This is a genomic window from Pseudothermotoga elfii DSM 9442 = NBRC 107921, assembly GCF_000504085.1.
Classification (GTDB): Bacteria; Thermotogota; Thermotogae; order Thermotogales; family DSM-5069; genus Pseudothermotoga_B; species Pseudothermotoga_B elfii.
On the sequence record NC_022792.1, the window covers coordinates 1,989,597 to 2,014,405 of the forward strand.

The window sequence follows — 24,809 nt, forward strand, 5'->3', positions numbered from 1 at the left end:
CCTCAAAGAATCTCCGCACTCAGAAAAATAATCACTTCTCTTTGACTTTGAGAATCCGATTTAACTCCAAATAAATACCTCAGTAAGGGTATATTCCCAAGTAATGGGATGCCAGTGTAACCGTCAGAAGAGTTTTCAACAGTCAAGCCACTTATGACAACTGTCTGGCCGCTCTGTATACGTAGAGTAGTAGATAGCTCGCTTCTCTTAGTTGATAACGAGCTCGTTGTTTGAGCAGTTGTAAAATGACTTATGTTTGGTGCAACATTTATCTCAAGCTCATTTTTACCAACAACCCGTGCTGTGATATCAATTCCTACACCAACATCAACTGTTTCGGTTGTTGTAGTCCCTTCCTCGGGTTGCAGAATAATGATCTCTCTCTGGCCCACAAAAAGCCTTGCCGGCTTGTTTTCCTGAACTATAATCCAGGGATCAGCTTTTATCTTCGCTTTCTGATCCTGTTCCAAAGCTCTGAGTCTTGCAACAATGGTACCAAAAACGTCTGTCTGAACAGACAATACACCTGAAATCAGCCCAAGAACAGCTGTCCAGTCTTCGTTATACTGTTGATTGGCTCCAAACGTGTAACCGATCTGATCCAGACCTATTTCTCCCAAATTATCCTTAGAGACCTCTGAGACAACTACACTTATCTTTACCTGCCTTGGTGGTATGTCGATATTTTTTAAATCCTCTTCAAACTTCGCTATTATTTGTTCCGGTGCAGTTATTGTTATCAAATTGTTCTCGGTGTCTATTTTTATAAAAGGTTCATAGAAAGAGGGAAGCAAATTTCGAATTGAATCGACTTTCAAATAAGATGGTTTTATTACTTTCGTTTGAACAAGATAACGGAAAGCAGGGTTTTTTGGATCAGGTGCACCGACAAAATAGAACCCGTCAACTTTTATAAAAGTATATCCACCCGGCATAAGAATCATTTTCAAAGCTTTTTCGAGTGGTACTTCATTCAGCTCTATAGTGACAAAACCACTGACGGTAGTATCTGCAATAATTGGCACACCACTTTGAGCAGAGATATCTGCAAGAGCATCAAGTATATAGGTATCCTGAAAAATATTTGTCACAAGAGGCTCTTCCTCAGCAAGTGATGTTAAAGCTATTAAAAAAACTATCAATATGGAGAACCTTTTCATTTCTCCTCGCCCCCCTCTAATCTGATCCTCTTTCTCAATATAATTGGCTGGCTATCTCCAAAATCTATTCTTGCAACAACTTCATATTCGCCCGGTTGCATTTGAATTGGGAGCATCACCCCATAAATTCTCTCGGCACCTGGAAGAATAGGCACTTCTCCAGAATAAGAAGCACTGACGAGCCTTTCTGTACTTTCTGGAAGTATTATGCCACTTTCTTCTTCCTGCTGCGGGATAACCTTTTCAAGACCAACTATTATTGAAGGAATGATGTGATAATTTCCGTCATTTTTGATTAGCACATCGACATTCAAACCATCCGTGGTTGGCTGAATTAAGTGAAAATCCGCTGAAAGTTTTTTAACTATGGTTTCATCTGAGCCTACATAAACCAGAAGATTAGCTCCAAATTCAGTTTTTACATTCTCATTTGAAGAAGAAAACACCAGATCGAAGTAATATCCACCAAGAGCATCTTCTGGAGGTTTGGCAATAATTCTCAATTTTCGGGTTTGATTTGGTTTCAGTTCAAATGAATCTGGTGATACTTCTACCCAATCAACTGTTTCCTGTCTATCTTCAATCGGAACAAGTTCACCATTAATATCGTATTCAAGCGGGTAAATCGAAGCATTTATCCGCGCAACCTCGTCTCCTCGGTTCGTAACACTGATTAATGTGCTTCTAAAAGTTCTTGGCATTGCCCTTAATTCTATATTTCCAGGTTCAATATAAAACATCGGGACATCGCTTACCTTCGTTTGCTCAACTTGAGCCGCGTCTCCTTTAACAGAAAACTGAGTTTCGACAATAGCAGGTCTATGGCCTCCATAATTAACAACAGCTTTTGCTATGTAATCTCCTGGAGGAAACTTTCTGGTAGTGATACTCCTAACTTTCACAGTAGTTTCTGGCAATATAACTCCTCTGCCAGAACCAAGAGGCATCTTTACCAACGTTCTACCTTCTGATGTCTTAATAGTTAACTCTCCTGTTGTCTGCACATGAAGATTGCTCTTGTTTAAAACTGAAACACTGAACACCGTGGCATCCTTTCCAATCATATTTGCTATTTCAACCAAACTGGGAATTTCGTTTATTTTCTGAACTTCAAAATCAACAGCATACGCTTCTATTCTTCTTCGCCCTGTTTCCACAGTTAACTCTAAAAAACTCGCAAGTTGAAATTGAAACTGAACTGCAAAACCCACAGCCTCTTCCATAATTTGTGGCGTCTGTTCAGGAGGAACAATCTTAAACACAACAGCCGCATACCTTCCACCTGCGACCCCACGTGGAACACTCACATTCACAGTAACCTGTCTGCCAGAACCTGGTGAAATGGTGAAAATTTCTGGATCAACCCTAATCCACTTTGCGGCAGAATATTTTGTTGAGCCAGCCGGAGCAATGTTGTACATTCCGTTGATATCCTCAACTACATCTTCCACCTTCGCTTCTATAGTTACCGAATTGAACGGATCAGAATTTTCCAGATAAACCTCGTAGCTGAATTGACTTCCCTGAGCGACTGATTTTGTTACAACCAGTGGATCAAGCCTGATATTGAAAGTTCCCTGAGAAAAGATGTTTGTGCAGGCAAGTATCAAAAAAACATATAAAAATTTTTTCAAGCAAATTCACCCCAATCCTTCTTGCTTAAAAACAGTAGGGGGAAAATTCCCCCTACTGCCTTTCCTGCTCAATGATTTTCAGAAATTATAATTTCCAGTCTCTCCATCAATCCATGGCATCTGCCTCTGTAACGTTATTGTTATAACACCGCTGTCTCTATAAACTCCAGCAGAATTGCATTCCACAACCTGGATCATGTTCCAGAGTTTTCTGCTTATTCCTTCGTGAAGCTCCGCACTGTCTGGTATAAACACAGTTGTTTCATTCATTTCTGCAGCAGCTGCCATCTCCTCAATGCCGCTTGGAAGGTTACCTATACCGTAAGCGTACCATGCATTGATGTATTCATTGACCGCAGTATCAAACGGATCTGCACCTGGAACAAACGTTGGACTCGCAAAATCACTGAAGCTGATAACTATTTCACCATTGCTCTGGATAAGGAAGCTGATACAATCTGTTATGTACGTTCCAGGTTTTCTAACATACCATGTCCATTTTGTTCCATCAATCTGCCAATTAACCCACTGGGCAACCTGAACTTCTGTTTCGAAATTAATTGTCCAGTTGAATTTGTCGCACGAACCGTTGGCAGCTCCACTCTTGAAAGCTTTCGCTGTTGTTGATGTGCTGTTCATATCCAGTGCAACCCACTCATTCTCCAATAATTGCCAGACTGTCAATTCCTCTGTTGCAAATACTGCAAGTGCCGTTACTGCAAGAATCGCAATGATAAAAATAAGACCTTTCCTCATAAAAATTCCCTCCTTTTCACCCTCCTGGGTGAGATTTTAGAATTGCTCAATATAAGCTTTTGTGTTTTGAACAGTAAATGTTATTGTGCCAGTGTTTCTGTAAATTCCCGCCGACTGAGTTTTCAAATCCACAAGTTGATAAAAATTCAGATTTGAAACTCCAGCTTTAACTGTCACTATCCAGTTGTTGAGGTTTTCTGCTGGTATCCAGTTGAATTCACCGGCAAGATCATCACTAATAGCATAAAAAACACTTATATCTTTAACCCCTATCCCCCCCTGTGGCTTGACATTGTCGAAATTTTTAAAACTTATTGTCACTGAATCTGTACTGTTTATGGTCACCTCAAATGCGTTTGTCATATACTTTCCCGGTTTTTTGATATACCAGGCAATTTTCGAACTGGACACTCTCACACTCATTCTGCTTGGTGGATTTCCTCCTGCCCAGGCTGTTTCAAACTGGCTATTTCTATTCACACTCAGGTGAAGGAGAATATAAATTTTTTTGAAATCCTGGCACTTGTTGCGTATATTAACAACGTACTCAAATTCGCTCACATATGGATCATGATTCACCTTATATGGATATTGCCCTGGAGATTGATTACCAGATGGCTCCGTCTCAGTTATGTTTAAATGCGATTCACTGGCTAACCATCCATCAAGTAGCTCAAATTTAACATGAAGTTCCCCACTTTCAATCCAGACAGTTGTTGTGCCTATGTTCATGTTTTGCGCTGCTATTAACCCAAAGAATTTCTTCTCTGAAAATCTTCCTACTTCATACTCTATGTAATAAAACCACTGCCTGTTACCCTTTGATGTCGATGATTCTGCAAGAAATGGATCAATTGTTATTGGATCAATGACTATTGATCCATCTAAGGGAACAGATACAGATGTGCTGGAAAAATTCAACTGTCCAGCTTCTGGCAGTATTATCTGTGATTCAACGGGATCAACTTTTTTCCAAAGACCAGTGATTGGGTCGTATTTAAAAACTCTTGGTGAATAAGAAAGTGCAACTGTGGTTATGAGAGTTATCAAAATAGCAATTATTAAGTTTCTAAGAAATGGGTTACTGTCCATCTGATCTATCACCCTCATAACCTCCTGGTAATCAATCTATACTGGGTGATAAAAAAATGATGAAAAAATATCTGATAAAACGTTGAAAATTCACTCAAAATGTGCTGAAAATAATTGAAGGCGAGCAAAGCTCGCCGGGGAAAAGGAGGGAATTATATATAAGCAGTCAGGTCAAATAACCCATGTCCACTGAGATTAAAAACAACAACTCTCGGAATATTGTGCTCTTTTGCTTTTTTTGCTTCTCTTATAGCACCAGCTATCGCATACGAACTTTCCGGAGCAGGGACTATTCCTTCAAGTTTAGCAAAAAGCTTCGCCGCCGAAAAAATTTCATCCTGGTCGAACGCAACAGCTTCAATAAGACCTTCTTTCACAAGTCTTGAAATAATTGGGGCTGCACCGTGATAACGCAAACCACCTGCATGAATCTTTGGAGGTATGAAATCTTTTCCAAGTGTGTACATTTTCAAAAGTGGTGTCATGCTTGCTGTATCACCATAATCGTAATCATATCTACCCCTGGTAAGAGAGGGACATGCCGTTGGTTCGCACGCAACAAATTTGATTTCTTTTCCTGAAAGTTTGTCTGGAATAAACGGCAAAACAGTTCCACCAAAATTTGAACCGCCTCCATGGCATCCAAGTATCACGTCTGGCTTCTCACCAAGTACCTCAAGTTGCTTTTTCAACTCAAGACCTATCACCGTCTGGTGAAGCAAAACATGGTTTAAAACACTGCCAAGTGAATATTTGGTTCTGGAATCCGATAGAGTTATCTCAATAGCTTCACTTATTGCAATCCCAAGGCTTCCAGGGTTCTCGCTGTTGCTTGCAAGAATTGATTTACCAAAACTGGTTTTCTCGCTTGGACTTGGAACAACATCACCATCAAAAAGTCTCATCAAATACTTTCTCATGGGTTTTTGTTCATAACTGATCTTTACCATGAAAACATTCACTTTCAGTCCAAACTTTGCACCTGAGTAACAAAGCGCGCTCCCCCATTGTCCTGCACCTGTCTCAGTAACAAGCCTTTCTGTGCCTGAGATTTTGTTGTAATAAGCCTGGGCAAGGGCTGTGTTTGTTTTATGGCTTCCAGTTGGACTTGCACCTTCATACTTGTAGTAAATTCTTGCTGGCGTCTGTAAAAACTCCTCGAGGTAGGTTGCCCTAAACAAAGGCGTTGGTCTAAAAACAGCATATTCTTCAAGAACTGGTTCTGGTATTGGAATTTCACGTTTGTCAGTGACTTCTTGCTCAATCAACGGCATTGGAAAAATAGCAGAAAGCATATCCGGTGATATGGGCTGTTTTGTTTTTGGATCCAGTGGGGGATCGAGTTTAAAAGGCAAATCAGACAGCACATTGTACCAGTACCTTGGAATCTCATCAACTTTCAAATCCACCCTGATTCTCATAAAATCCACCTCCAGATAGCCTTAAAATAAAAAAAGGGCTCTCTTTGTTAAGAGAGCCCCAATTCGGTGTAATAAAACAATAGCGATACTACCCCACCGAATCGGGGCAGTACCACCACCACATGATATTTGATCTTACATCTCTACTCAGAATAAAGCACTTCATAACAGCACCTCTTTTTTGGAAAGTTTACACCCAAAAAAGCAAAAAGTCAAATTTTGATACTACGCACTGAGTAAATGGTAAAATCAAAAAGTCTATGCTAATAATAAGGAGGGGTTACAATGCTATATTTTTTTGCGGTCTTAGGGGTCATTTTCCTGATCTATCTTTTCTTCAAGCTATTTCCGCTTTTTGCTGGATTTGCGGGTATATTATTGGCAGCAGTTATAGTAGCACTGCTCTTTTTTGGGCTTCTTGTAATTGCCCTGCCTCTACTTCTTATAATCCTTGTCATACTGGGAATAGTCTGGATCGTAAGACTTCTGAAAAAAGCCTGAGTTCATCGACGTTTTAATTTTTCTGAGAGCAATTTGATGGCACCACACACAGACCCTGCACCGTAAGATAAATGCAGCACCCAGAATGAAAAAAGTGTGTGGAAGAACGCTTCTGCAAACTTCAATCTGAAAGCTGCTTTAACAGATAGATAGCAGCCGATTGCAATATAAAGACCTACTATAGACAAATAAAAAGTAAAGAAAATACTGAATATACTTAACATTGCGCCAAAAACCAAAAAAATCAGAAAAGCCATAGGTACTGTATGTCTTAAAGAAAAAGGTCTTTTCGAATAAAGATTCGACATCATAACCCAATAACCATTCGCAAAATTGTTATTCCACAGATCTCTGTAATTGTCGCGCGCATAATAGTCTATTACGATATCTGGAAAAAGTTTTATTTTATAGCCGTTTCTTATCATTCTAAGGTTAAACTCTATATCCATATTTCTGTGCAGATTTTCATTGAAACCTTCTAATTTATCAAAAACCTCTTTTCTGTAACACCCGAATGGAACTGTATCGACATATTCAGGTTTTTCAATCTTAAGCCTGTACTTCGCACCTCCAGTGCCAAATGGGTGGCTCAGCACATAAGCTATCGCTTTAGCCTTGACAGTATCACTTCTTGGCTTTACATTTATCATCCCGCCAACACAGTGAGCGTCACTGTTCAACAAATTCTGCACATTCTTTAAAATATAATCTTTTGGGTAGGTGCTATGAGCATCTGCTATTAATATGACATCTCCGGCTGCATGTTTTATGCCTATATTGAGCCCTGGAGATTTCCTTTTCTTAAGATTCTCTATTAGTTTCACGCACTTGTTTTTTTCCATCATTTTTTCTATCACCGAACGAGTGCCATCTTCACTCACGCCGTCTACTACCAATATCTCAATTTTCTCTTCAGGATAAGAGGTATTCATCAGTGATCTTATGCATTCTTCTATGAATTTTTCTTCATTTCGAGCTGGAATTATCACACTTACCTTGGGAAACTCCATATCAGCCCCCCATAATCTTTGATACATATTCGAGATATTGTTTATCCTTTTCTTCGCTCCAAACAAAATTCTTTTTGCACACTCGAAGATTGCTCAAAATCCTGTCATAATCATCATACGCTTTCAGAATTTTTTCAACCGATGATTCAACATCCCTGGGTTCTATAACAACACCCACTCCAAACCTCTCTACTATTTTAACCATGGAGACAAAAGATCTTCTAACAATAACAGGTGTTCCAGCAGCTATAGAATCAAATAATTTGTTTGGCATGGAGAATTCATAATTCTTATAATCCCTGCTTTTTTCATTGCCATAGGAAATCAATGAAAATGAAGCTCTGGATAACTGTTCCATCATTTCATCGTAAGGCAAGAACGGTACGTATTCATACGGGATATCCTTAAAGAGATCTGACTTTAAACCTATTACTTTAAATCTGAAGCCACTATCTATCAATTTTCTGAGTATTTCTTTTTCGTAGAACAGTTCCCTGCTGTCTTTGCCTACAAGGACGATTTCTTTGCTTTTTGCATTTGACTCAATTTCCATAAGAGCCATGTTGGGTAGAATAAAAAACTCTTTCTGAATACCACATCGGTCAAAGACATACATGGCTATATCTTCAGAAATACAGATAACACCATCTGATAATCTTATAGAAGTTGAAAACTCCTTCCAAATTAAAGACTTAACAGGACTAAAAATTGCATATTTTCCCATGAATTGCTCTGGAATAATTTCATGGATTTCGAAAAATATTTTCTTACCCAACTGCTTCAGTCTTTTTATCATTCCAGATCCTGTAAAAGGCAAATAATGAAAATACACCACATCCGGATTGACCTCCAGAATCCTATTAAACAGCCTTTCATCAAAATTCTTCCACTTTTTGAACCATTTCAGAATATTCCTCGATGGAGGTAGCTTTTCAAACTCAATGAGTTCTATATCTGTATCATTCAATTTTTTCATATCGCAGCTTCCATAATATTGGTAATAAACTTTCCCCAACTTGCTCAAATTCAATGCGCTTTTCAAAGTTCTTTTATCACCGCACGGATGTTCATAACCAACTATGAATATTTTCATCATAAACCAGCGCAGGAAACTCCACCTTCTTTAAGATGAAGAAAAGTGCGCTGATTCCTCCTTTCCAATATTAACGTCTTTGCTCTTTCAATAACCTTTAAGTCTTGATATTTTGCTGATGAGTGTATTTTTTCCCCACTCAATGTACGTATATCAAAATACCCAGAACTCAAACCATAAATTGTGCCAATTTGATTTTTGTACCTCACTTTATCAAACCTTCTATGAATACCTTTCTTGCCAGATAATTCAGATTTATACCCTGCTCTCCATAAACAATATTCTCTTACATCGAAAAACCCTTTTTGAGCTCCTTCCTGATATTGTTTGCCGTTTGCCCTATCGTTTCCAAATATAATTTGTAATACAACCTGGCAGTATTTTCTAAGGTGAAGTTCACATAGTCTTCCTGATTAAAAGAAATCACCTGTTCGAGATAATACTCATAATGATCCATTATTTCTTTTATTGCCATTTTTATGGATTCTATGCTTTTTGGATCACATCCAATACCAACTTCTTTTTCGAAAAGGCCATCAACCCCCACTCCCTTCGAATATATTACTGGCCGATACTGCGACAGAGCCTCTATGTAAACCAGGCCGAAGGTTTCTCTGACACTGCACATTATAAGAGAGTGAGATTCCTTTATTTTCTGATAAACTTGATCATTATCAAGTTTACCCAGAAATTTCACATGATTTTGTAAACCAAGATCATAAACTATATCTATCAGCTGCTTTTCCATAGGACCATCACCTATTATTTTAAATTCCAGCTCGTTCCCTTCGCAAATTAACTCTTTTACAGCAATAATTGTCCTTTTGAGATTTTTCAGCTTTACAAGCCTGCCGACAAAAATCAACTGGAACTTTCTTGCATCAGGTTTTTTAAATGATGAATTTTCAAACCTTTCTTTCTCTATCCCGCTCGGTATTACTCTCGTCTTGGCATCGTCTTTTATTCTGAGAAGTTTTAGAAATCTCGATCTAAGAGCTTCACTCATAGAAATCACAGAACTCGCCTGATCGTATATTTTTCTTGCCAGGATTCTTAGATGTGGATAAAATAATAATTGCTCACATACATCTGTAGCAGTTATGCTCACAATTAAAGGTTTGCCAAGGGATTTCGATAATCTATAAGCTATGTATCCGTCAGATATGAAAGAATGTGCGTGAATCAAATCGCAATCCGGAGGAGCATATTTGAAAATCTTTTTGGCAGAAAGACACAATTTAAGGTCTATAAGCAAACCATAAGGCAATCCCCAAACAGGAACTACGTGCTCTTGTATGTGATTTCTTTTAAAAATGTATTCTCCTTTTCCTGAAAATAAACGTTTCACAGGTATGATAACTGTTTGTTCTATACCGTACATACTCAGCTCCGATATGATCTTTCTGATCACAGGATTATCTTTGAGTATTTCATTGTTATAAGTATTGGTAATGTGAAGAACTTTCATATAAGCCCACCTTGAAAAAATACTCTTATTCAAGTATAATAAAATTTCGGAGGCGTGTCCGAATTGGCTAAGGAGCCGGTCTTGAAAATCGGTGGGGGTGAAGCCCCCGTGTGGGTTCGAGTCCCACCGCCTCCGCCACCTTTTCTATCCTACCATGGGAGGTCTTAAGATGCCACTTGTAAGCTCTAAGGAAATGTTCAAGAAAGCCTACGGAAAATATGCCATAGGAGCTTTCAACGTAAATAACATGGAGATACTTCAAGGAGTCATTGAAGCTGCAAAAGAGGAAAAAGCGCCTCTGATTTTACAAATTTCAGCAGGTGCAAGAAAATATGCGAAACAAGTTTATTTGATGAAACTTATCGAAGCCGCTGTTGAAGATGCCCCGGACGTTCCTGTGTGTGTTCATCTGGACCATGGAGATTCCTTTGAACTATGTAAAACTGTTATTGATGCTGGCTTCACATCTGTTATGATCGATGGATCACATCTACCATTTGAGGAAAATGTAAAATTAACGAAGCAAGTGGTTGACTACGCACATCCACGCGGCGTGGTTGTGGAGGGCGAATTAGGAAGACTTGTGGGTGTCGAAGAACATGTGGTCGTGAGTGAGAAAGAAGCAAGTTATACAGATCCAGACAAGGCCGTTGAGTTCGTTGAAAGAACTGGAGTGGACTCACTTGCGATTGCAATAGGTACAAGCCACGGAGCATATAAATTCAAGGGTGAACCCAAACTTGATTTTGAAAGACTACACGAAATAGCAAAAAGACTACCTAATTTCCCGTTAGTACTTCATGGAGCTTCAAGCGTTCTACAGGAGTTCGTGCAAAAAGCAAATCAGTATGGTGGAAAACTCTCAGGTGCTCAGGGTGTGCCAGAAGATATGATTCGTAAAGCAACAACAATGGGGGTGTGCAAAGTCAACATCGATACAGACTTGCGACTCGCAGTAACAGCCACAATACGTGAAATATTTGCACTTCATCCGGAGGAATTCGATCCACGAAAATACCTTGGTCCTGCAAGAGAAGCCGTTAAAAAACTGGTAAAGCATAAAATGAGAAATGTACTTGGTTGCAGTGGCCAGGCTTAATCAAGCCTGGCTGCATCACTCCAAAGACCCTCCAGATCGTAGAAATCACGGCCACGTGCGGTAAAAATGTGTACCACTATATTACCAGCATCTATCAATAGCCAGTCATACCCTCCACCCTTGTCAAAGTAAATCAACGGATATTTATTGTTTACAAAAAACTCCACCACTGCATCTCTCAAAGTACCCATGTGCGTTTGAGAGTTGGCAGTTACTATGACAAAATATTCTGTCGGCAAGGGGGTATTTGACATATCAAGCACTACTGGCTCTATAGCTTCTTTTTCGTTCATTAGCTGAAGCAACTTTTTCAAAATCTCCACATAATCACTCCACAGTCACGCTTTTTGCAAGATTTCTCGGTTTATCAGGATCCAGTCCAAGTTCGTCTGCCACAAAGTAAGCAAAAAGTTGAATTGCTGGTGTCATCAGAACTGGATAAAGCTGCTCATCACTTGTATTGACATAGATAAGATCATCCGCAAGTTCCTTTAATTCATAGTTCTCGTCGTTTGTCACCGCTAATATTTTCGCATTTCTTGATTTGCACTCTATTACATTACTCTTCATTTTCTGAAACAGAGAATCATACGGAATGATCGAAAACACAGGAAAATCTGGCCCGAGCATAGCTATTGGTCCATGTTTGAGCTCACCAGCAGGATATGCCGTAGCGTGAATATAACTTATTTCCTTCAATTTTAAAGCTCCTTCAAGGGCTGTTGGATATCCATATCCTCTTCCAATATACATAAAATGTTTGAAATCTTTGTATTTCTTCGCTATAGCGTGTATAGATTCGGCTCCTTTTAAAGAGTTCTCAAAAACCTCTGGCAATCTCAAAAGTTTGTCAACAAAATCCCGTTTTCCTGTGGATTCCTTTGACTGAATTATCTTAATTGCAAGCAAATAAAGCATTACAAGTTGCGCAACATATGATTTAGTAGCGGCGACACTTATCTCTGGACCCGCATTTAAATATAAAACAATGTCAGATTCGCGCGTTAAAGTTGAACCCAGAACATTTGTCACAGATATGATCTTTGCACCATACTTTTTTGCAAGTCGAACAGATTCGAGAGTGTCCGCCGTTTCACCTGATTGCGATATTGCAACCATAATAGAACCTGGTTTTATATGCGGCTTTTTGTACCTGAATTCTGAAGACACATCTACATCAACGGTAACATCGCTCATGTTTTCCAGAAAATATTTAAAAACAAGTGCCGCATGAGAGCTTGTACCACAAGCAACAACTTTCAACGTCTGCAATTCTTTTAAAGATACTTCAAATGGCTCAAGTTCCTGAAGAACAACTCTGCCATCTTTTATTCGACCGGTCAATACCGAAACAATACATGAAGGTTCTTCAAAAATCTCTTTTAGCATGAAATGTTTATAACCAGATTTCTGCGCATCTTCATAAGACCATGTTATCTCAACAGGCTTGCAATTATGTTCAATACCATCAGTGCCGAAAATTCTCAATTCATTTTTTCTGAGCAGGGCTATCTCTCCATCTTCAAGAAAGATAACATCTTTCATGAATTTCAACAGAGGCGTAACATCAGATGCAAGACCAACAACCGAATCGCCTTTTCCCACGACCAGAGGGCTTCCCTTACGGGCACCAATTATAACATCTGGGTGATCTGAGTGAATTACTGCTATTGCATAACTTCCTTCAAGCTTCAGAACAGTTTTTCTGACTGCTTCAAGTAGATCACCATTGTAATATTCTTCTATTAGATGAGGAATAATCTCAGTATCTGTTTCGGAGACAAAGTTGTGTCCTAACTCCTGGAGACGAACTTTTAATGACCGAAAATTCTCAATTATTCCATTGTGAACCACTGATATTTTACCTGTGCAATCAATATGAGGATGTGCGTTGATGTCGTTCGGTTCCCCGTGCGTTGCCCATCTGGTATGAGCAATACCATTCTCTGTGTGTTCTTTTAAAACTGATTGGAGATGGTCCTTCAATACTTTGACTTTTCCCTTCGCCTTTGCTAATTGAATTACACCATCTTTTAAAAACGCGATCCCAGCAGAATCATATCCGCGGTATTCAAGTTTTTCAAGAGCTTCTATGAGGTCAATTACTTTTATATTTTCACCGATCAGCCCCACTATCCCGCACACGCTTTATCTCTCCTTCTATGGATTCAACAATTTTCATCTCTGCGCCAACACGGGCAACTTCGAGAGCGTTTTGAATTGCTAATCTATCAGAGGAGCCATGTGCCTTGACAACAAGTCCATTTACACCCAGAATAAAAGCACCACCATAACTACGCGGATCAAGCGCTTTTTTAAGGCTTGAGAAAACCTTTTTCATCAATAGAGCGCCTATTTTTTGAACGAAACCAGCTTTTTTAACTTCTGATTTCAGTGTGTCCAGTATCATTTTTGCTGTTCCTTCCATGGTTTTCATCGCGACATTTCCCGAAAACCCTTCCGTAACAACCACATCCGCTTTTCCTGTATTCAAATCATGACCTTCTACATTCCCAATGAAAAAATCTGGAAAATACCTCTTTAAAAGCTCGTAAGTCTCTCTTGTGGTTTCGTCGCCTTTCGTTTCCTCTTCTCCAACATTCAAAAGACCTATAGAGGGTTTTTCTCTTCCAAGCACCTTCGCGTATGATAGTCCCATCACAGCAAAGTCCACCAGATGTTCAGGTCTTGAACGAACATTTGCTCCAGCATCAATCAACACAGTAAAACCATTTAAAGATGGTACAGGAACAGCCAAAGCAGGTCTTTCTACTCCGTGAATTCTTCCAAGAATAAACGTCGCTCCTGCCAGAAGAGCTCCTGTATTTCCAGCACTGATAAACACATCTACTGCGCCCTCTTTGAGTAACTTTAACCCGATATACATTGAGGAGGTTTTTCTTCTGAGGATTTCCGTAGGTTTCACATCCATAGGCAAGAAATCACTAACCTCAACCTTTTCAAAACCGGTTGCGTTTGCTAAGGCTTCTTTTGTTCCAACAAGAAACAGCTTGCAGTCTTTTCTGGAAAACAACCTGGCACCCTCAAGAATTTCCCCGGGTGCCCTGTCGCCTCCCATCAAATCAATTGCAACACGAATCATTGCCTCACTCTGCTATTTCCAAAATTTGCTTTCCGTTATAATAACCGCAGTGAAGGCAAACTCTATGTGGCAATTTAGGTTGGCCACAATTTGGACATTTGCTGATGGGAACACTAACTGTTCTGTAAATTTTTGCTCTTTTTGTGTGCGTTCTTGATCTTGAGCGCTTTTGTTTTGGTACAGCCATTTCGTTAACCCTCCTTATGTATACTTTTCTTTAATATCAACAACTTGCCCAATCTTGGATCTATAGACTGTTCCTCGCATGAATGATCAGTATTTTCATTCAAATCAGCTCCACAACGCGGACATAACCCCTTGCAATTTTCATTGCACAGGACTCTCATAGGCACATCCATTACTATTGCTTCCAGTATGCGGTCAGTTAAATCTATTCTACCAGAAGAATAGTATATCACGTTTCTCAAAGATTGTAATTCTTCTTCTCGCTCCTCTGGTGCTTCATCGATTGGTTTATAAAGCGCCTCTATCGTTCCATTTATAGCAAGATGAACAGGTTTTAAGCATCTGTCACACGGATGTTCTATGGTCGTTTTCACATATCCACCAACCGCTATTCCTTCCTTAGCAACCACCGCAACAATCTTTACCTTTACTGGTTCAAGCACTTTGCACCTGTAACTGTGCAAATCAACATAATCTGCTTCATAAAATCCTTCAATAAAAATCCTTCGCTCCTGGCTCAAAATTTCAGTGTCAATCACCCAGTTCAAGAGATCACCTCAATCCTGTATAATGTAAAAAGGGCGATTTGATGAGAAAAATCCTGTTGATTATAAATATAGCAATCAACTGCCTGCTTTTTGCAGACCCTTTGTTTTTGCTGACAGATCCAAAAACACACTTTTCCATAGAATTGTACACCAATAAGCTGCAATTGTCCATTTTTCAACCATTTTTTTACAGTTCTGTACCTATCGATCTTCTGATAGATCAAGGAGATGATTCAAGCATCCTGAAAGGACTGATATCAGTTGAATCAGCTTTTTTTATACATGCTGTGTCAGAGAAAGGTGCCATGGGTTTAACTCAGATGATGCCATCTACAGCTTATGAGCTGGGAGTTTTGAATGCATTCAATCCGTTTCAGGCGCTGGATGGAGCAAAACTTTATCTTAACAAACTTCAAGAAAGATTTGGAAAAATAGATTACGCGCTTTCAGCGTATTATGAAGGCCCAAGCAAGGTTTCACTCTATGGACCATCTGAAGAAGGCAGAAAATATTCTCAAAAGGTTATAGAGGAATCGAAAAAATTTAAAGATAACCAGGTTTTTATCAGAGATGTTTTTTATCTTCAGCCACACATAAGTGTTGGCAAGGAACTCAATGATCTGTCAGCAGGATTGAACTTTGTCAACTCATTTCTTGGCATCGTTGATTTTCAGGGTGGATTCGATATATCAGCAGGCGAATTTTCGCATTACTTTTTTGCTTATCCAAGAATATCTCACTCGCTCTCCCTCATATTTGGGGAAAAAAACCTCGAACTTGTTGCCGGCATTTCATACACAAAGTTACCAAATTTTGGTGTAGAATTACTATTAAACTCAAATTACTTCGATATCTCAATCAAATTTAAATTATGGCAGGTAATTTTTTCGGCTGGTTGGTCCTCTGAAGGATTACACTTAGGGGTGATAAAATAATTAAATAGATTAGGAGTGATACTGTTGGAATTTTTGAAAAAAATTCAAGAGTATCTAAAAGGATTCTATGAAAAATGGAAAGGTCTACCGAGAGGTAACAAAATACTTTTCTCAGGTATAGCTGTATCAATAATAATCGTAGGCATTCTGACAATAATTTTTGTTGCTGCTCCAAGATACACGCTCCTGGTAAGTGGTCTGACTGATGAGCAATCCGGCTATCTGATACAGCAACTTGAAACAATGGGAGTGGAGTATAAAGTAGAACCTGGAAGAGTGCTTGTTTCAGATAAGTACAATGTTTATGAATTAAGAATGAGGCTTGCCTCCATGGGGGTTCTGGGAGCTACAACGAAAGGTTTTGAAATACTTGATCAACAAAGCTTTGGAGCAACAAGTTTTGATAAGCAGGTTCGTTACCAGGTTGCCCTTCAGGGAGAACTTGAGCGCAGTATCATGACTATAAGTGGTGTCAGATCTGCCCGGGTACACCTGACTCTACCAAAATATACATATTATGTCCGGGGTGAGATGGCTGAACCAAAGGCATCTGTGCTGGTTGTTCTGCAACCAGGCCAAGACCTCTCACAAAATCAAATTAAAGGAATAATGGAACTTGTGGCTGGTGCTGTGGAGGGCATGAAACTTGAAAATGTTAAGGTGATAGATCAAATGTCCCGTGTATTGAGTGATAAAGTTACAGCTTCTCAAGATATGTTGCTTGCTTCTAACCGAGCAGAGTTGAAAATGAGTCTTGAATCATATTATCAGAAAAAGATAAAGCAAACTCTCGAATCAGTCTTTGGCCCGAGCAGAGTCGAGGTAATACCGGATATTAAACTCAACTGGGAAAGAGTCGAAAGGCAGTTGACAAAATATGAGCCTGCAACAAGGCAGGGAGGAATTGTTAGAAGTCAGGAACAGGAATCTGAAAAAAGTGCAAATTTGCCTGCAACAGGTGGAGCAGTTGGTACTGATTCTAATATACCACCTACATATCCTACTACAACTTCTCAAGGCACATCAACATATGAACGGAGTCACACAATAACAAATTACGAACTGAACACTGTTGTCGAAAATGTTGTCCAAAACAAAGAAGGTGAAATAGATACCCTGAGTCTCTCTGTAATAATAGATGCTTCGTCATCTGTGTTCCAAAATTTCGATGAGGCAGAAAGAGAAAGATGGGCAAACATTGTGTCAGACCTTGTTGAAAAAGGTATCGGTGCTAATTCAAGTGACCCAAATTTGGCGGTCTCTGTTGCGTTCCTGCCATTCGATAGAACTTTCGAAGAGGAATATCAAAAAAGTCTATCAGAAATAGAGAGAAAACGCAGGTTTACCATGATGGTCACGGGCGTTAGTCTCTTATTTGCACTTGGATTCATGCTATTTTATCTCATGATAATTCAGTTCAGGAGGATAAGAAGCAGACGATTAATAGAAGAAAGAAAACTGAAGATGGAAGAAGAGCTGAAAAAAGTGTTCGAAGAAGAAGAAGAGGTTCCTCTCACGCCAGAGCAGCAAGCATTGCTTGAATTGAAAGAAAATCTTGAAAAGATATACCGAGAATCCCCAGAAGAAGTAGCAAACATAATAAAGCTCTGGCTTGTAGAAAGAGGGATGTAACATGGCAGAGAAAGAACAAATAACAGGAAGAAGGAAAGCGGCGATACTCCTGGTTATGCTCGGACCTGAGAAAGCTGCTTCTGTACTGAAACACCTCGACGAAAATGACGTTGAGCAGCTTACAGTGGAAATCGCAAATGTTGGTAAAGTAAGTGAAGAAGAGAAAAAAACTGTCTTGTCAGAGTTTCAGGATATTGCCCGCGCCCGAGAAATGATTTCTCAGGGTGGTATAGAATATGCAAAAGAAGTGCTGCAAAAAGCTTTTGGACCAGAGAAAGCTATGAAAATCATAGAGAGACTTATTTCAAACCTTCAGGTGAAACCATTTGACTTTCTCAGACAAACAGATCCAATTCAGCTTGTGAATTTTCTACAAAATGAGCATCCACAAACGGTAGCGCTAATTCTAAGCTATTTGGAACCACAGCTATCCGGCAAGATTCTTTCCTCACTTTCTGAAGACCTTCAAGTTGAAGTTGTTAAAAGAATAGCCCTCTTGGAGCGATCTTCTCCAGAAGTTATCAGAGAGATAGAGAAGAATCTGGAGAGAAAGCTTTCCGGGTTCGTAAGTCAGAGTTTCAGCCAGGTTGGAGGAGTCGATACAGCCGCAGAAATCATGAACAGCCTTGATCGTTCATCCGAGAAAAAAATCATGGAAAAACTCGGATACGATTCACCAGAACTTGCTGAAGAGATACGTAGAAGAATGTTCGTATTTGAAGATTTGGCAAAGTTAGATGACAGATCTGTACAGTTGATATTGCGCGAAGTGGAAACAAGGGATCTGGCACTTGCTCTGAAAGGAGCATCAGAAGAAGTAAAAGAGAAAATATTCAGAAATATCTCCAAAAGAGCTGCACAACTGTTGCAAGATGAGCTTGAATACATGGGGCCAGTCAGAATAAAAGACGTTGAGGAGGCTCAGCAGAAGATAATAAATGTTGTACGAAGGCTGGAAGAAGCTGGCGAGATAATTATTGCCAAGGGCGGAGGTGAAGAATTAATAGTGTGATAATAAAAAAGCGCGAACTTTTCGTTGATGTACCATGTGTTATCAGTAAACCGGAACGAGAAAAAATAGACGACATATCAAAAATATCTGAGAAGGCTCAAGAAAGACTTCGCAAAGTGGAGCTGGAAGCTAAGGAGTTGCTTCAAAAGACTCAATTAGAAGCTGAAAAAATCCTGAATGAAGCGCAAATGAAAGCAGCTCAGATAGTTGAAGACGCAAAGAAACAGGCTGAGAATTTGCAAAAAACAGCTGAAAATAAGGTCAGCAGCGTTGAAAAGATCATGCACGATTTTCATGATCAGTTGATGGCGAAAACGCAGGATATTCTTCAAAAACTTTTAGAAGTTGTACGTGTTCTGATAGAGAAAATAGCTTACAAAGAAATAGACAAAATAGATTATCAAAGAAAACTCGAGTATATTCTTTCGAAAATTGCCAGCATGAACAATGTGAAGGTGACCATGAATTTCTCGGATTTTGAAAATTATCCAGAAATTGTGGAAAAATTCAAATCTGCTGGTATAGAGATCAGCAAGTCCGATGCTTTAACAGAAGGGGAAATTATTGTAGAAACAGAGCTTGGCCTCATAAACGGTACCAAGAGTTACGCTATAGAGATAGTGGAGGAATTAATTGAGGAGGTCTTCGGGCATGAATGATATCCTGCAGATTCTGGAACTTTTGAAAAGCAGGATCGAGAGAGAAGATTTCCTCAAGATGAATGGGAGAGTTAACCGAATAATTGGCCTCACTGTCGAATCAACCGGACCAGACGCTTTTCTGGGAGAACTTTGCAAATTGAATCTGGACGGCAAAAAACCTCTCTGCGAGGTCGTTGGTTTCAGAGATGGGAAGGTTCTCTTGATGCCGCTCGAAGATCTATCGGGCGCCAAGCATGGCACGTTTGTCTACAAAACTAACAGGCGCTTAGATGTAGGAGTATCAGAGGATATGAAAGGCAGAATTGTCGATGGATTGGGAAGGCCAATAGATGGAAAGCCGCTTATAGCTAAGCACAGATACCCTCTAATAAATAGTGCGCCTCATCCATTGAAAAGATCGAGGATCACTGCTCCTTTACCAGTTGGAGTTCGAGCTATAGATGGATTTATAACAATAGGAAAAGGTCAGAGAATTGGCATTTTTGCCGGCAGCGGTGTTGGTAAAAGCACGTTACTTGGCATGATTGCCAGAAACACTGTAGCAGATGTTAACGTAATAGCCCTTATTGGCGAAAGAGGCAGAGAGGTAAGAGAATTTATCGAAAAAGACCTCGCTAAGGGAATTGAAAAATCAATAGTTGTCGTTTCAACATCCGATCAACCTGCTCTGATGCGTTCAAAAGCACTCTATACTGCTACAAGTATCGCCGAATACTTCCGGGATCTTGGGTACGATGTTCTGCTAATGGTTGACTCTCTAACCCGCTGGGCAATGGCCCAGCGAGAGATAGGTCTTGCAATAGGGGAACCTCCAACAGCCAGAGGTTATCCACCAAGTGTGTTTGCTGGAATTCCTGGCATTCTGGAAAGAGCGGGAAATTCGGACAAAGGTAGCATCACTGCTATATACACAGTGCTTGTCGAGGCGGATGACTTTAATGAACCAATCTCGGACACTGTCAGAAGCGTTGTAGATGGTCATATTATGCTCTCAAGAAGACTATCTGAATTGAATCACTATCCAGCCATAGATGTACTTGCAAGTGTAAGCAGATTGATGGTGGATATCGTTGGTCATGATCACCTTGAGGCAAGCAGAAATCTTCGCAATTTAATGGCAACTTATTATGAAGCAAAAGATCTCATCGATGTAGGGGCTTATAAACCAGGATCGAATCCACAGATAGACAGAGCAATAAAAATGATAGATCCCATAAACAGCTTTCTCAAACAAAGAATAGATGAAAAACCTGATTATAAAGACACCGTGGCCGAACTTTTAAAGCTTGCTAACAGATAGAAAATTATTTCATGTCGGAAATTTTGGAAAATTCCAGGTGAAAAACCTGGTTGAATGTTTGTTCCTTTACAAGTTTAAACCCACTTTCTCTTGCTATTTTTTTGATCATACCAGAACTTTGCTCGAATTTCCATTTGGTTACATTCACCACTTTAACCATTTCCAGTCCATCATCTATTAGAAGCGGAACAGCAAAAAAACTCTTATGGCTGACTTTCTTAGGTATCGTAACATCCCACACAAGTAACTTACCCCACCTTTTCAAAACCCGATTTACATTTTCAAAAATCGCTTTATACTTTGGAAAATAAAAGAACGTAAAGAAACACACAACTGTATCAAAACTCTCAGGTGCAAATGTCAATTTAGTTGGATTCATAAGAAGTCTTAAAGATCTTTGATCGGCACTTTTCAACAAATCTTCTTCGTGAGTAATAAATACCGCCCTTTCTTTCAGCAATTTTGTGAATACATCTTCACCACCACTGCAAATTATGAGAACTCTTTCATCTTCAGATTCAAATTTGATCTCCACATGCTGATCTTTAAGACTATAATATCCGCTCATTTTTATCCTCCCAATAATTACAAGTATACACAATGAAGATTTAAACAGGCGCAAAAAGTTACCTTAGCAAACTAATTTTTGAAAAGAGAAAATGCTATTTATTGATCTGGAGGAAATAATTTGAAGTACTCTTTGATCAGGCAGTATTTAGATTCACTTGAAACAGGAAAAATCAGAAGAGAACTGTTATCCTTAGGGTTACCATCTATGGCAGAAAATGCCATGCAAATGTTATTTGGAATGGTTGATACAGCATTTCTCGGTCATCTTTCCTGGCAGGCAATGACCGGAGCCGGGTTGGCAAACCAGCTGTTTTTCGTTTTACAGGTGATTCTCATTGCTGCTTCCACAGGTGTTACTGTACTCATATCTAACAGTACGGGTGCCAGAAGCTGGCTATCAATTGGCAGAACCCTCTGGAACGGCATATATCTTGCTGCGATATGGGGATTTGTACTCATGGGACTTGGATTCTTCAGTACAAATCTTTTCAAAATATTTCCAAATGTTGACCCTGCAGTATTTGAAGCTGGTACACAATATCTCAGAACCATACTATTTGGTATCATGGGCATGTCACTTATGAGTACACTGGCAGCAGCTTTGAGGGGATCCGGTGATACGAAAACCCCAATGATAATTTCAGCTATATCAAATGGACTAAATGTTGTTCTCGATTATGGAATGATTTATGGAAGGCTTGGCTTTCCAAAGCTTGGAACAACTGGTGCAGCACTTGCTACAGTGATATCACGCTTTATTGGAGCAGCTCTGCTTTTTATGGTTGTGCTAAAGAGTGGAAGATTGTATGCCGGGGAAAAACAGGGAAAGAAACTTCACTTTGTAACTGTCAAAAATATCCTCTCCGTAGGTTTGCCAACGGCAGGCGAAAATCTTCTGTTTTCTACTGGATTACTGTTATTTGCCAATATATTGTTTATGGCAGGCCCGATGGCTTATGCGGGCCATAGGATTGGTATAAATATCGAATCTATCTCCTTCATGCCAGGAATGGGAATGTCTGTTGCTATTACCGCGCTTGTTGGTAAGTACAACGGGCAGGGTGATCTTAAAAAGCTTGCGGGAGTCGTCAGGCAAGGCTGGATTCTCACAACAATCTTTCAGGTCAGTGTTGGTATTTTCATATTTTTCTTTCCTCAATTGCTGATAGAACTTTTCACAAACGAAGCGGAAATCATCAAAATAGCCGAATTGCCTGTAAAACTCATAGGTATGTTCCAAGTTTTTCTCGCCCTGGATTACGTTATGAATGGCGCGCTTCGTGGAACGGGAAATACAGCTTTACCAATGATTATAACCTCCATATCCATGTGGCTCGTTAGATTGCCTCTCGGCTATCTACTGGTTTCCCGTTTCAACCTTGGATTGCTCGGTGCCTGGACAGGTATGCTGGCTGATATGGGATTCAGAAGTCTTTTGAAAATGGCATTCTATTTATCAGGACGATGGGAAAAAACTGCGAGAAAAACCATGATAAAAGCGAGCACAAAGATATTCGACCCCCCACAGAACTAACTTCAATCATTTTCCTCCTTTTTAAACATTCTGCTCAGATCTTTTATACACTGGTATTCTTTCAGTGCCTGCTCAACATCGCCAAGCTGTTCATAGAGCATTGCAAGTGAAAAACGGATTTTCAAATTGGAGGGGTCTTTGAGCAAAATCTTTTTGCAAATTTTCATAGCAGCTTTCTTCGCTCCGAGTATTATAAAGATCCTCAATCTGAGACGATCAAAAGCCATCAGAATTACAATTATCGTCACAAAGCCAGCAATAAGAATTTTCATACCAGAGTGGTTTTCTGAGTGAGATTTCTTCAAGAGCGCTGCTATTTGACTATCCCGCGACGATATTTCGCTGAATTTCTTGCCAGTCTGTTGAGCAGATTGAATTAAGAAAGAAAGCCTTTTTCTCAGATCATTCTTTTCTATCGTGAGATTATCAAAATCGGAAATCATCTGGAAAAGCTGGTCTGCCGTCAGACTCAAACCGTCAGATCTTTCTATTCTCGTAAGCAAACTTATATAAAGATCTATCTGGTTCTGCAAATAAGAAGGTTGTACATTACCTATCTGAGAAGTTATTCCAAAAAGCCTGTGCAAGAATGGATAAAGGTCCTCTTGATACTTATAAATATTGCAAACATCGGCAATTTCCAGAGCTACTTTATCAGCGTTGGTAAGATTTTTTAAAAAGCCCAGCAGATTCCAGTCAAAAAAATAGGGGTCTTTCAGAAAATTCTCTACCAGCCATTTCCCAAAACCATCTGGTGCTGTCAGTTTTATTCCTATTTTCCATAAACTCTTTATTTTATACAGGGTCTCAAAATTACCACTTTCAAACTCCATGGAATATTTTTCAAATTGAGGAAAAATAAGAAATACCTCTTTAATCGCGTCAATTTGAAGATCTACGGAATCAGACAGGCTTTTTATAAACCCGTCGATATCCTCATTTATAACCGCCAGTTTTAAGTCATCAAACTCTGCAAGCCGCCTTTTTGCGGATATTTTTGGCCCTTCATATAAAACCACCGTAGAATCAGGGCTTCTTTTGATCTGCTCTATCAGCTCCTGCCAACTTTGATCGGGGTCCTTTCCAGGCAGATCAATAGCCGCATACAGATTGATAGATAAAATTACCACAGAAAAGAGGATAAATCTGGATATTCGATTATAAAATCTCATCTGTCTTTGTAAAATTATTCCCCCCTCTTGCATTGAGAAATCCAGCTACCTCCTCGTAAAATGGAATAGAACTCTGTGCACCTTTGCGTGTAACGCTTATCGCTGCCGAAGCAGACGCAAAAACCAGAGCTCTGTAGATATCCCCAAATCGGCAAAATCCTACTGCAAAAGCAGCATTAAAAATATCACCAGCAGCAGTTGTGTCAACAGCATTGACTTTAAAAGATTCAACGTAGAATTCACCGTATTCACCCTTGAAAATACATCCCTTTTCCCCCATCTTTAAAAGCACATTTTTACAGCCGCTTTTGAGAAGTCTGTCAATTGCTTCTTTCACACTGGATATCTGTGTTAAAGCGATCAGTTCGGATTCGTTTGGAGTAATAATATCAACAAATTTGAAAATTGAACTATCTATACCATGAGCCGGTGCTGGATCAAAAATCACCATCTTGCCATTTGCTTTAAAAAGTTTTGCTGCTTCGAAACTCGTCTGGAAAGGAATCTCATTTTGCAACAAAAGCACACTCGCCTCAAGAAGATCTGGCGCGTTTTCTCTTACAGTCTCTGGCGTCAGAAAACCATTGGCACCAGCGTAAATTATTATTCGATTTTCACCAGTCTTTGTAACCTCTATCATCGCAAAACCATTTGGCGAGCGAACTTTTACCGCAAACTCAGCAATACCATTTTCTGAAAAATTTTGCAAAATAAATTGTCCATTTTCATCATCGCCCACGCATGTCAGAAACCTAACAGTCGCTCCCAATTTTTTGCACGCAATTGCCTGATTTGCCCCTTTACCCCCAGAAAATCTCTCGAAAGAAATACAACTCTGCGTTTCTCCCGGATTTGTGAAATGGTCTACTGTTAAAACAAGGTCAACGTTGTTACTTCCAATAACCGCAATCACATTCTTCC

25 protein-coding genes and 1 tRNA gene are annotated in these 24,809 nt (G+C 39.5%); 9 read left to right on the forward strand and 17 right to left on the reverse strand.

Annotated features, from left to right (window positions below; translation table 11 throughout):
• Positions 1–2: 2 nt before the first annotated feature.
• The 5 genes from TEL01S_RS09725 to TEL01S_RS09745 form a co-directional block, all read right to left on the reverse strand.
• Positions 3–1,160, reverse strand: coding sequence for a type II secretion system protein GspD (locus TEL01S_RS09725; RefSeq protein ID WP_012003913.1), 1,158 nt, complete (start codon positions 1,158–1,160; stop codon positions 3–5).
• A complete protein-coding gene (locus TEL01S_RS09730; RefSeq protein ID WP_012003914.1) occupies positions 1,157–2,794 on the reverse strand; it encodes a hypothetical protein in 1,638 nt (545 codons plus the stop codon). The genes TEL01S_RS09725 and TEL01S_RS09730 overlap by 4 nt, the downstream gene beginning before the upstream one ends.
• Before the next feature lie 78 nt (positions 2,795–2,872).
• Positions 2,873–3,550 (reverse strand): hypothetical protein, encoded by a 678-nt coding sequence (locus TEL01S_RS09735; protein WP_012003915.1) that lies wholly within the window; start codon positions 3,548–3,550, stop codon positions 2,873–2,875.
• Positions 3,551–3,586: 36 nt separating this feature from the next.
• Complete coding sequence (locus TEL01S_RS09740; RefSeq protein WP_028843664.1) at positions 3,587–4,654, reverse strand: hypothetical protein; 1,068 nt, start codon at positions 4,652–4,654, stop codon at positions 3,587–3,589.
• Between the two features lie 140 nt (positions 4,655–4,794).
• Positions 4,795–6,063 (reverse strand): TrpB-like pyridoxal phosphate-dependent enzyme, encoded by a 1,269-nt coding sequence (locus tag TEL01S_RS09745; RefSeq protein WP_028843663.1) that lies wholly within the window; start codon positions 6,061–6,063, stop codon positions 4,795–4,797.
• 285 nt (positions 6,064–6,348) lie between these two features.
• Here TEL01S_RS09745 and TEL01S_RS09750 point away from each other — a divergent pair, with 285 nt between their 5' ends.
• Positions 6,349–6,564 (forward strand): hypothetical protein, encoded by a 216-nt coding sequence (locus TEL01S_RS09750; RefSeq protein WP_028843662.1) that lies wholly within the window; start codon positions 6,349–6,351, stop codon positions 6,562–6,564.
• Positions 6,565–6,566: 2 nt separating this feature from the next.
• Here TEL01S_RS09750 and TEL01S_RS09755 read toward each other — a convergent pair whose 3' ends face one another.
• From TEL01S_RS09755 to TEL01S_RS10860, 4 genes are all read right to left on the reverse strand, one after another.
• On the reverse strand, positions 6,567–7,574 hold the full coding sequence (locus TEL01S_RS09755; protein WP_028843661.1) for a glycosyltransferase family 2 protein: 1,008 nt from the start codon (positions 7,572–7,574) through the stop codon (positions 6,567–6,569).
• A gap of 1 nt (position 7,575) precedes the next feature.
• On the reverse strand, positions 7,576–8,670 hold the full coding sequence (locus TEL01S_RS09760; protein ID WP_081706840.1) for a glycosyltransferase: 1,095 nt from the start codon (positions 8,668–8,670) through the stop codon (positions 7,576–7,578).
• Positions 8,667–8,876 carry a hypothetical protein gene (locus TEL01S_RS09765; RefSeq protein WP_028843660.1) on the reverse strand — a complete coding sequence of 70 codons (210 nt, stop codon included), beginning with the start codon at positions 8,874–8,876 and terminating at the stop codon, positions 8,667–8,669. The genes TEL01S_RS09760 and TEL01S_RS09765 overlap by 4 nt, the downstream gene beginning before the upstream one ends.
• A gap of 77 nt (positions 8,877–8,953) precedes the next feature.
• Positions 8,954–10,135 (reverse strand): glycosyltransferase family 4 protein, encoded by a 1,182-nt coding sequence (locus TEL01S_RS10860; protein WP_028843659.1) that lies wholly within the window; start codon positions 10,133–10,135, stop codon positions 8,954–8,956.
• Positions 10,136–10,183: 48 nt separating this feature from the next.
• On the opposite strand from TEL01S_RS10860, the gene TEL01S_RS09775 reads away from it, so the two are divergent.
• Together TEL01S_RS09775 and fba are read left to right on the forward strand one after the other, a co-directional pair.
• Positions 10,184–10,273: transfer RNA gene (locus TEL01S_RS09775), tRNA-Ser, on the forward strand.
• Between the two features lie 31 nt (positions 10,274–10,304).
• Positions 10,305–11,234 (forward strand): class II fructose-1,6-bisphosphate aldolase, encoded by a 930-nt coding sequence (gene fba / locus TEL01S_RS09780; protein WP_012003921.1) that lies wholly within the window; start codon positions 10,305–10,307, stop codon positions 11,232–11,234.
• Here the strand turns inward: fba and rsfS are convergent.
• From rsfS to TEL01S_RS09805, 5 genes are read right to left on the reverse strand one after another with little or no spacing between them, the layout of a single operon-like run.
• Positions 11,231–11,557 (reverse strand): ribosome silencing factor, encoded by a 327-nt coding sequence (gene rsfS, locus TEL01S_RS09785; RefSeq protein WP_028843658.1) that lies wholly within the window; start codon positions 11,555–11,557, stop codon positions 11,231–11,233. The two genes, fba and rsfS, sit on opposite strands and share 4 nt — an antisense overlap.
• 4 nt (positions 11,558–11,561) lie before the next feature.
• The gene (glmS, locus tag TEL01S_RS09790) at positions 11,562–13,379 is read right to left on the reverse strand and encodes a glutamine--fructose-6-phosphate transaminase (isomerizing) (protein ID WP_012003923.1); all 1,818 of its coding nucleotides are present in this window, start codon (positions 13,377–13,379) and stop codon (positions 11,562–11,564) included.
• Positions 13,351–14,337 (reverse strand): phosphate acyltransferase PlsX, encoded by a 987-nt coding sequence (gene plsX / locus TEL01S_RS09795; RefSeq protein WP_012003924.1) that lies wholly within the window; start codon positions 14,335–14,337, stop codon positions 13,351–13,353. The genes glmS and plsX overlap by 29 nt, the downstream gene beginning before the upstream one ends.
• 4 nt (positions 14,338–14,341) lie before the next feature.
• Positions 14,342–14,524, reverse strand: a complete 183-nt coding sequence (rpmF, locus tag TEL01S_RS09800; RefSeq protein ID WP_012003925.1) for a 50S ribosomal protein L32 — start codon at positions 14,522–14,524, stop codon at positions 14,342–14,344.
• 4 nt (positions 14,525–14,528) lie between these two features.
• Complete coding sequence (locus TEL01S_RS09805; RefSeq protein ID WP_232504389.1) at positions 14,529–15,062, reverse strand: DUF177 domain-containing protein; 534 nt, start codon at positions 15,060–15,062, stop codon at positions 14,529–14,531.
• Positions 15,063–15,112: 50 nt separating this feature from the next.
• On the opposite strand from TEL01S_RS09805, the gene TEL01S_RS10785 reads away from it, so the two are divergent.
• The 5 genes from TEL01S_RS10785 to TEL01S_RS09830 are packed head-to-tail and all read left to right on the forward strand — an operon-like array spanning position 15,113 to position 20,612.
• Positions 15,113–16,006 carry a lytic transglycosylase domain-containing protein gene (locus TEL01S_RS10785; RefSeq protein ID WP_012003927.1) on the forward strand — a complete coding sequence of 298 codons (894 nt, stop codon included), beginning with the start codon at positions 15,113–15,115 and terminating at the stop codon, positions 16,004–16,006.
• A gap of 24 nt (positions 16,007–16,030) precedes the next feature.
• Positions 16,031–17,638 carry a flagellar basal-body MS-ring/collar protein FliF gene (fliF, locus tag TEL01S_RS09815; protein WP_028843656.1) on the forward strand — a complete coding sequence of 536 codons (1,608 nt, stop codon included), beginning with the start codon at positions 16,031–16,033 and terminating at the stop codon, positions 17,636–17,638.
• Between the two features lies 1 nt (position 17,639).
• Positions 17,640–18,650: a flagellar motor switch protein FliG gene (gene fliG, locus TEL01S_RS09820; protein WP_028843655.1), complete on the forward strand. Its 1,011-nt coding sequence runs from the start codon at positions 17,640–17,642 to the stop codon at positions 18,648–18,650.
• A complete protein-coding gene (locus TEL01S_RS09825) occupies positions 18,647–19,309 on the forward strand; it encodes a FliH/SctL family protein (protein ID WP_012003930.1) in 663 nt (220 codons plus the stop codon). Before fliG ends, TEL01S_RS09825 begins: the two co-directional genes overlap by 4 nt.
• Positions 19,302–20,612, forward strand: a complete 1,311-nt coding sequence (locus tag TEL01S_RS09830) for a FliI/YscN family ATPase (RefSeq protein WP_012003931.1) — start codon at positions 19,302–19,304, stop codon at positions 20,610–20,612. Before TEL01S_RS09825 ends, TEL01S_RS09830 begins: the two co-directional genes overlap by 8 nt.
• Before the next feature lie 4 nt (positions 20,613–20,616).
• Here the strand turns inward: TEL01S_RS09830 and TEL01S_RS09835 are convergent, their stop codons facing one another.
• Positions 20,617–21,180: a class I SAM-dependent methyltransferase gene (locus tag TEL01S_RS09835; protein ID WP_012003932.1), complete on the reverse strand. Its 564-nt coding sequence runs from the start codon at positions 21,178–21,180 to the stop codon at positions 20,617–20,619.
• A gap of 120 nt (positions 21,181–21,300) precedes the next feature.
• Here TEL01S_RS09835 and TEL01S_RS09840 point away from each other — a divergent pair, with 120 nt between their 5' ends.
• A complete protein-coding gene (locus TEL01S_RS09840) occupies positions 21,301–22,716 on the forward strand; it encodes an MATE family efflux transporter (RefSeq protein ID WP_028843654.1) in 1,416 nt (471 codons plus the stop codon).
• Positions 22,717–22,718: 2 nt separating this feature from the next.
• On the opposite strand, the gene TEL01S_RS09845 is transcribed toward TEL01S_RS09840, so the two are convergent.
• Both TEL01S_RS09845 and rbsK read right to left on the reverse strand, forming a co-directional pair.
• On the reverse strand, positions 22,719–23,921 hold the full coding sequence (locus TEL01S_RS09845) for a tetratricopeptide repeat protein (protein WP_144313097.1): 1,203 nt from the start codon (positions 23,919–23,921) through the stop codon (positions 22,719–22,721).
• A complete protein-coding gene (rbsK, locus tag TEL01S_RS09850) occupies positions 23,875–24,801 on the reverse strand; it encodes a ribokinase (RefSeq protein ID WP_028843652.1) in 927 nt (308 codons plus the stop codon). Before rbsK ends, TEL01S_RS09845 begins: the two co-directional genes overlap by 47 nt.
• Between the last annotated feature and the right edge of the window lie 8 nt (positions 24,802–24,809).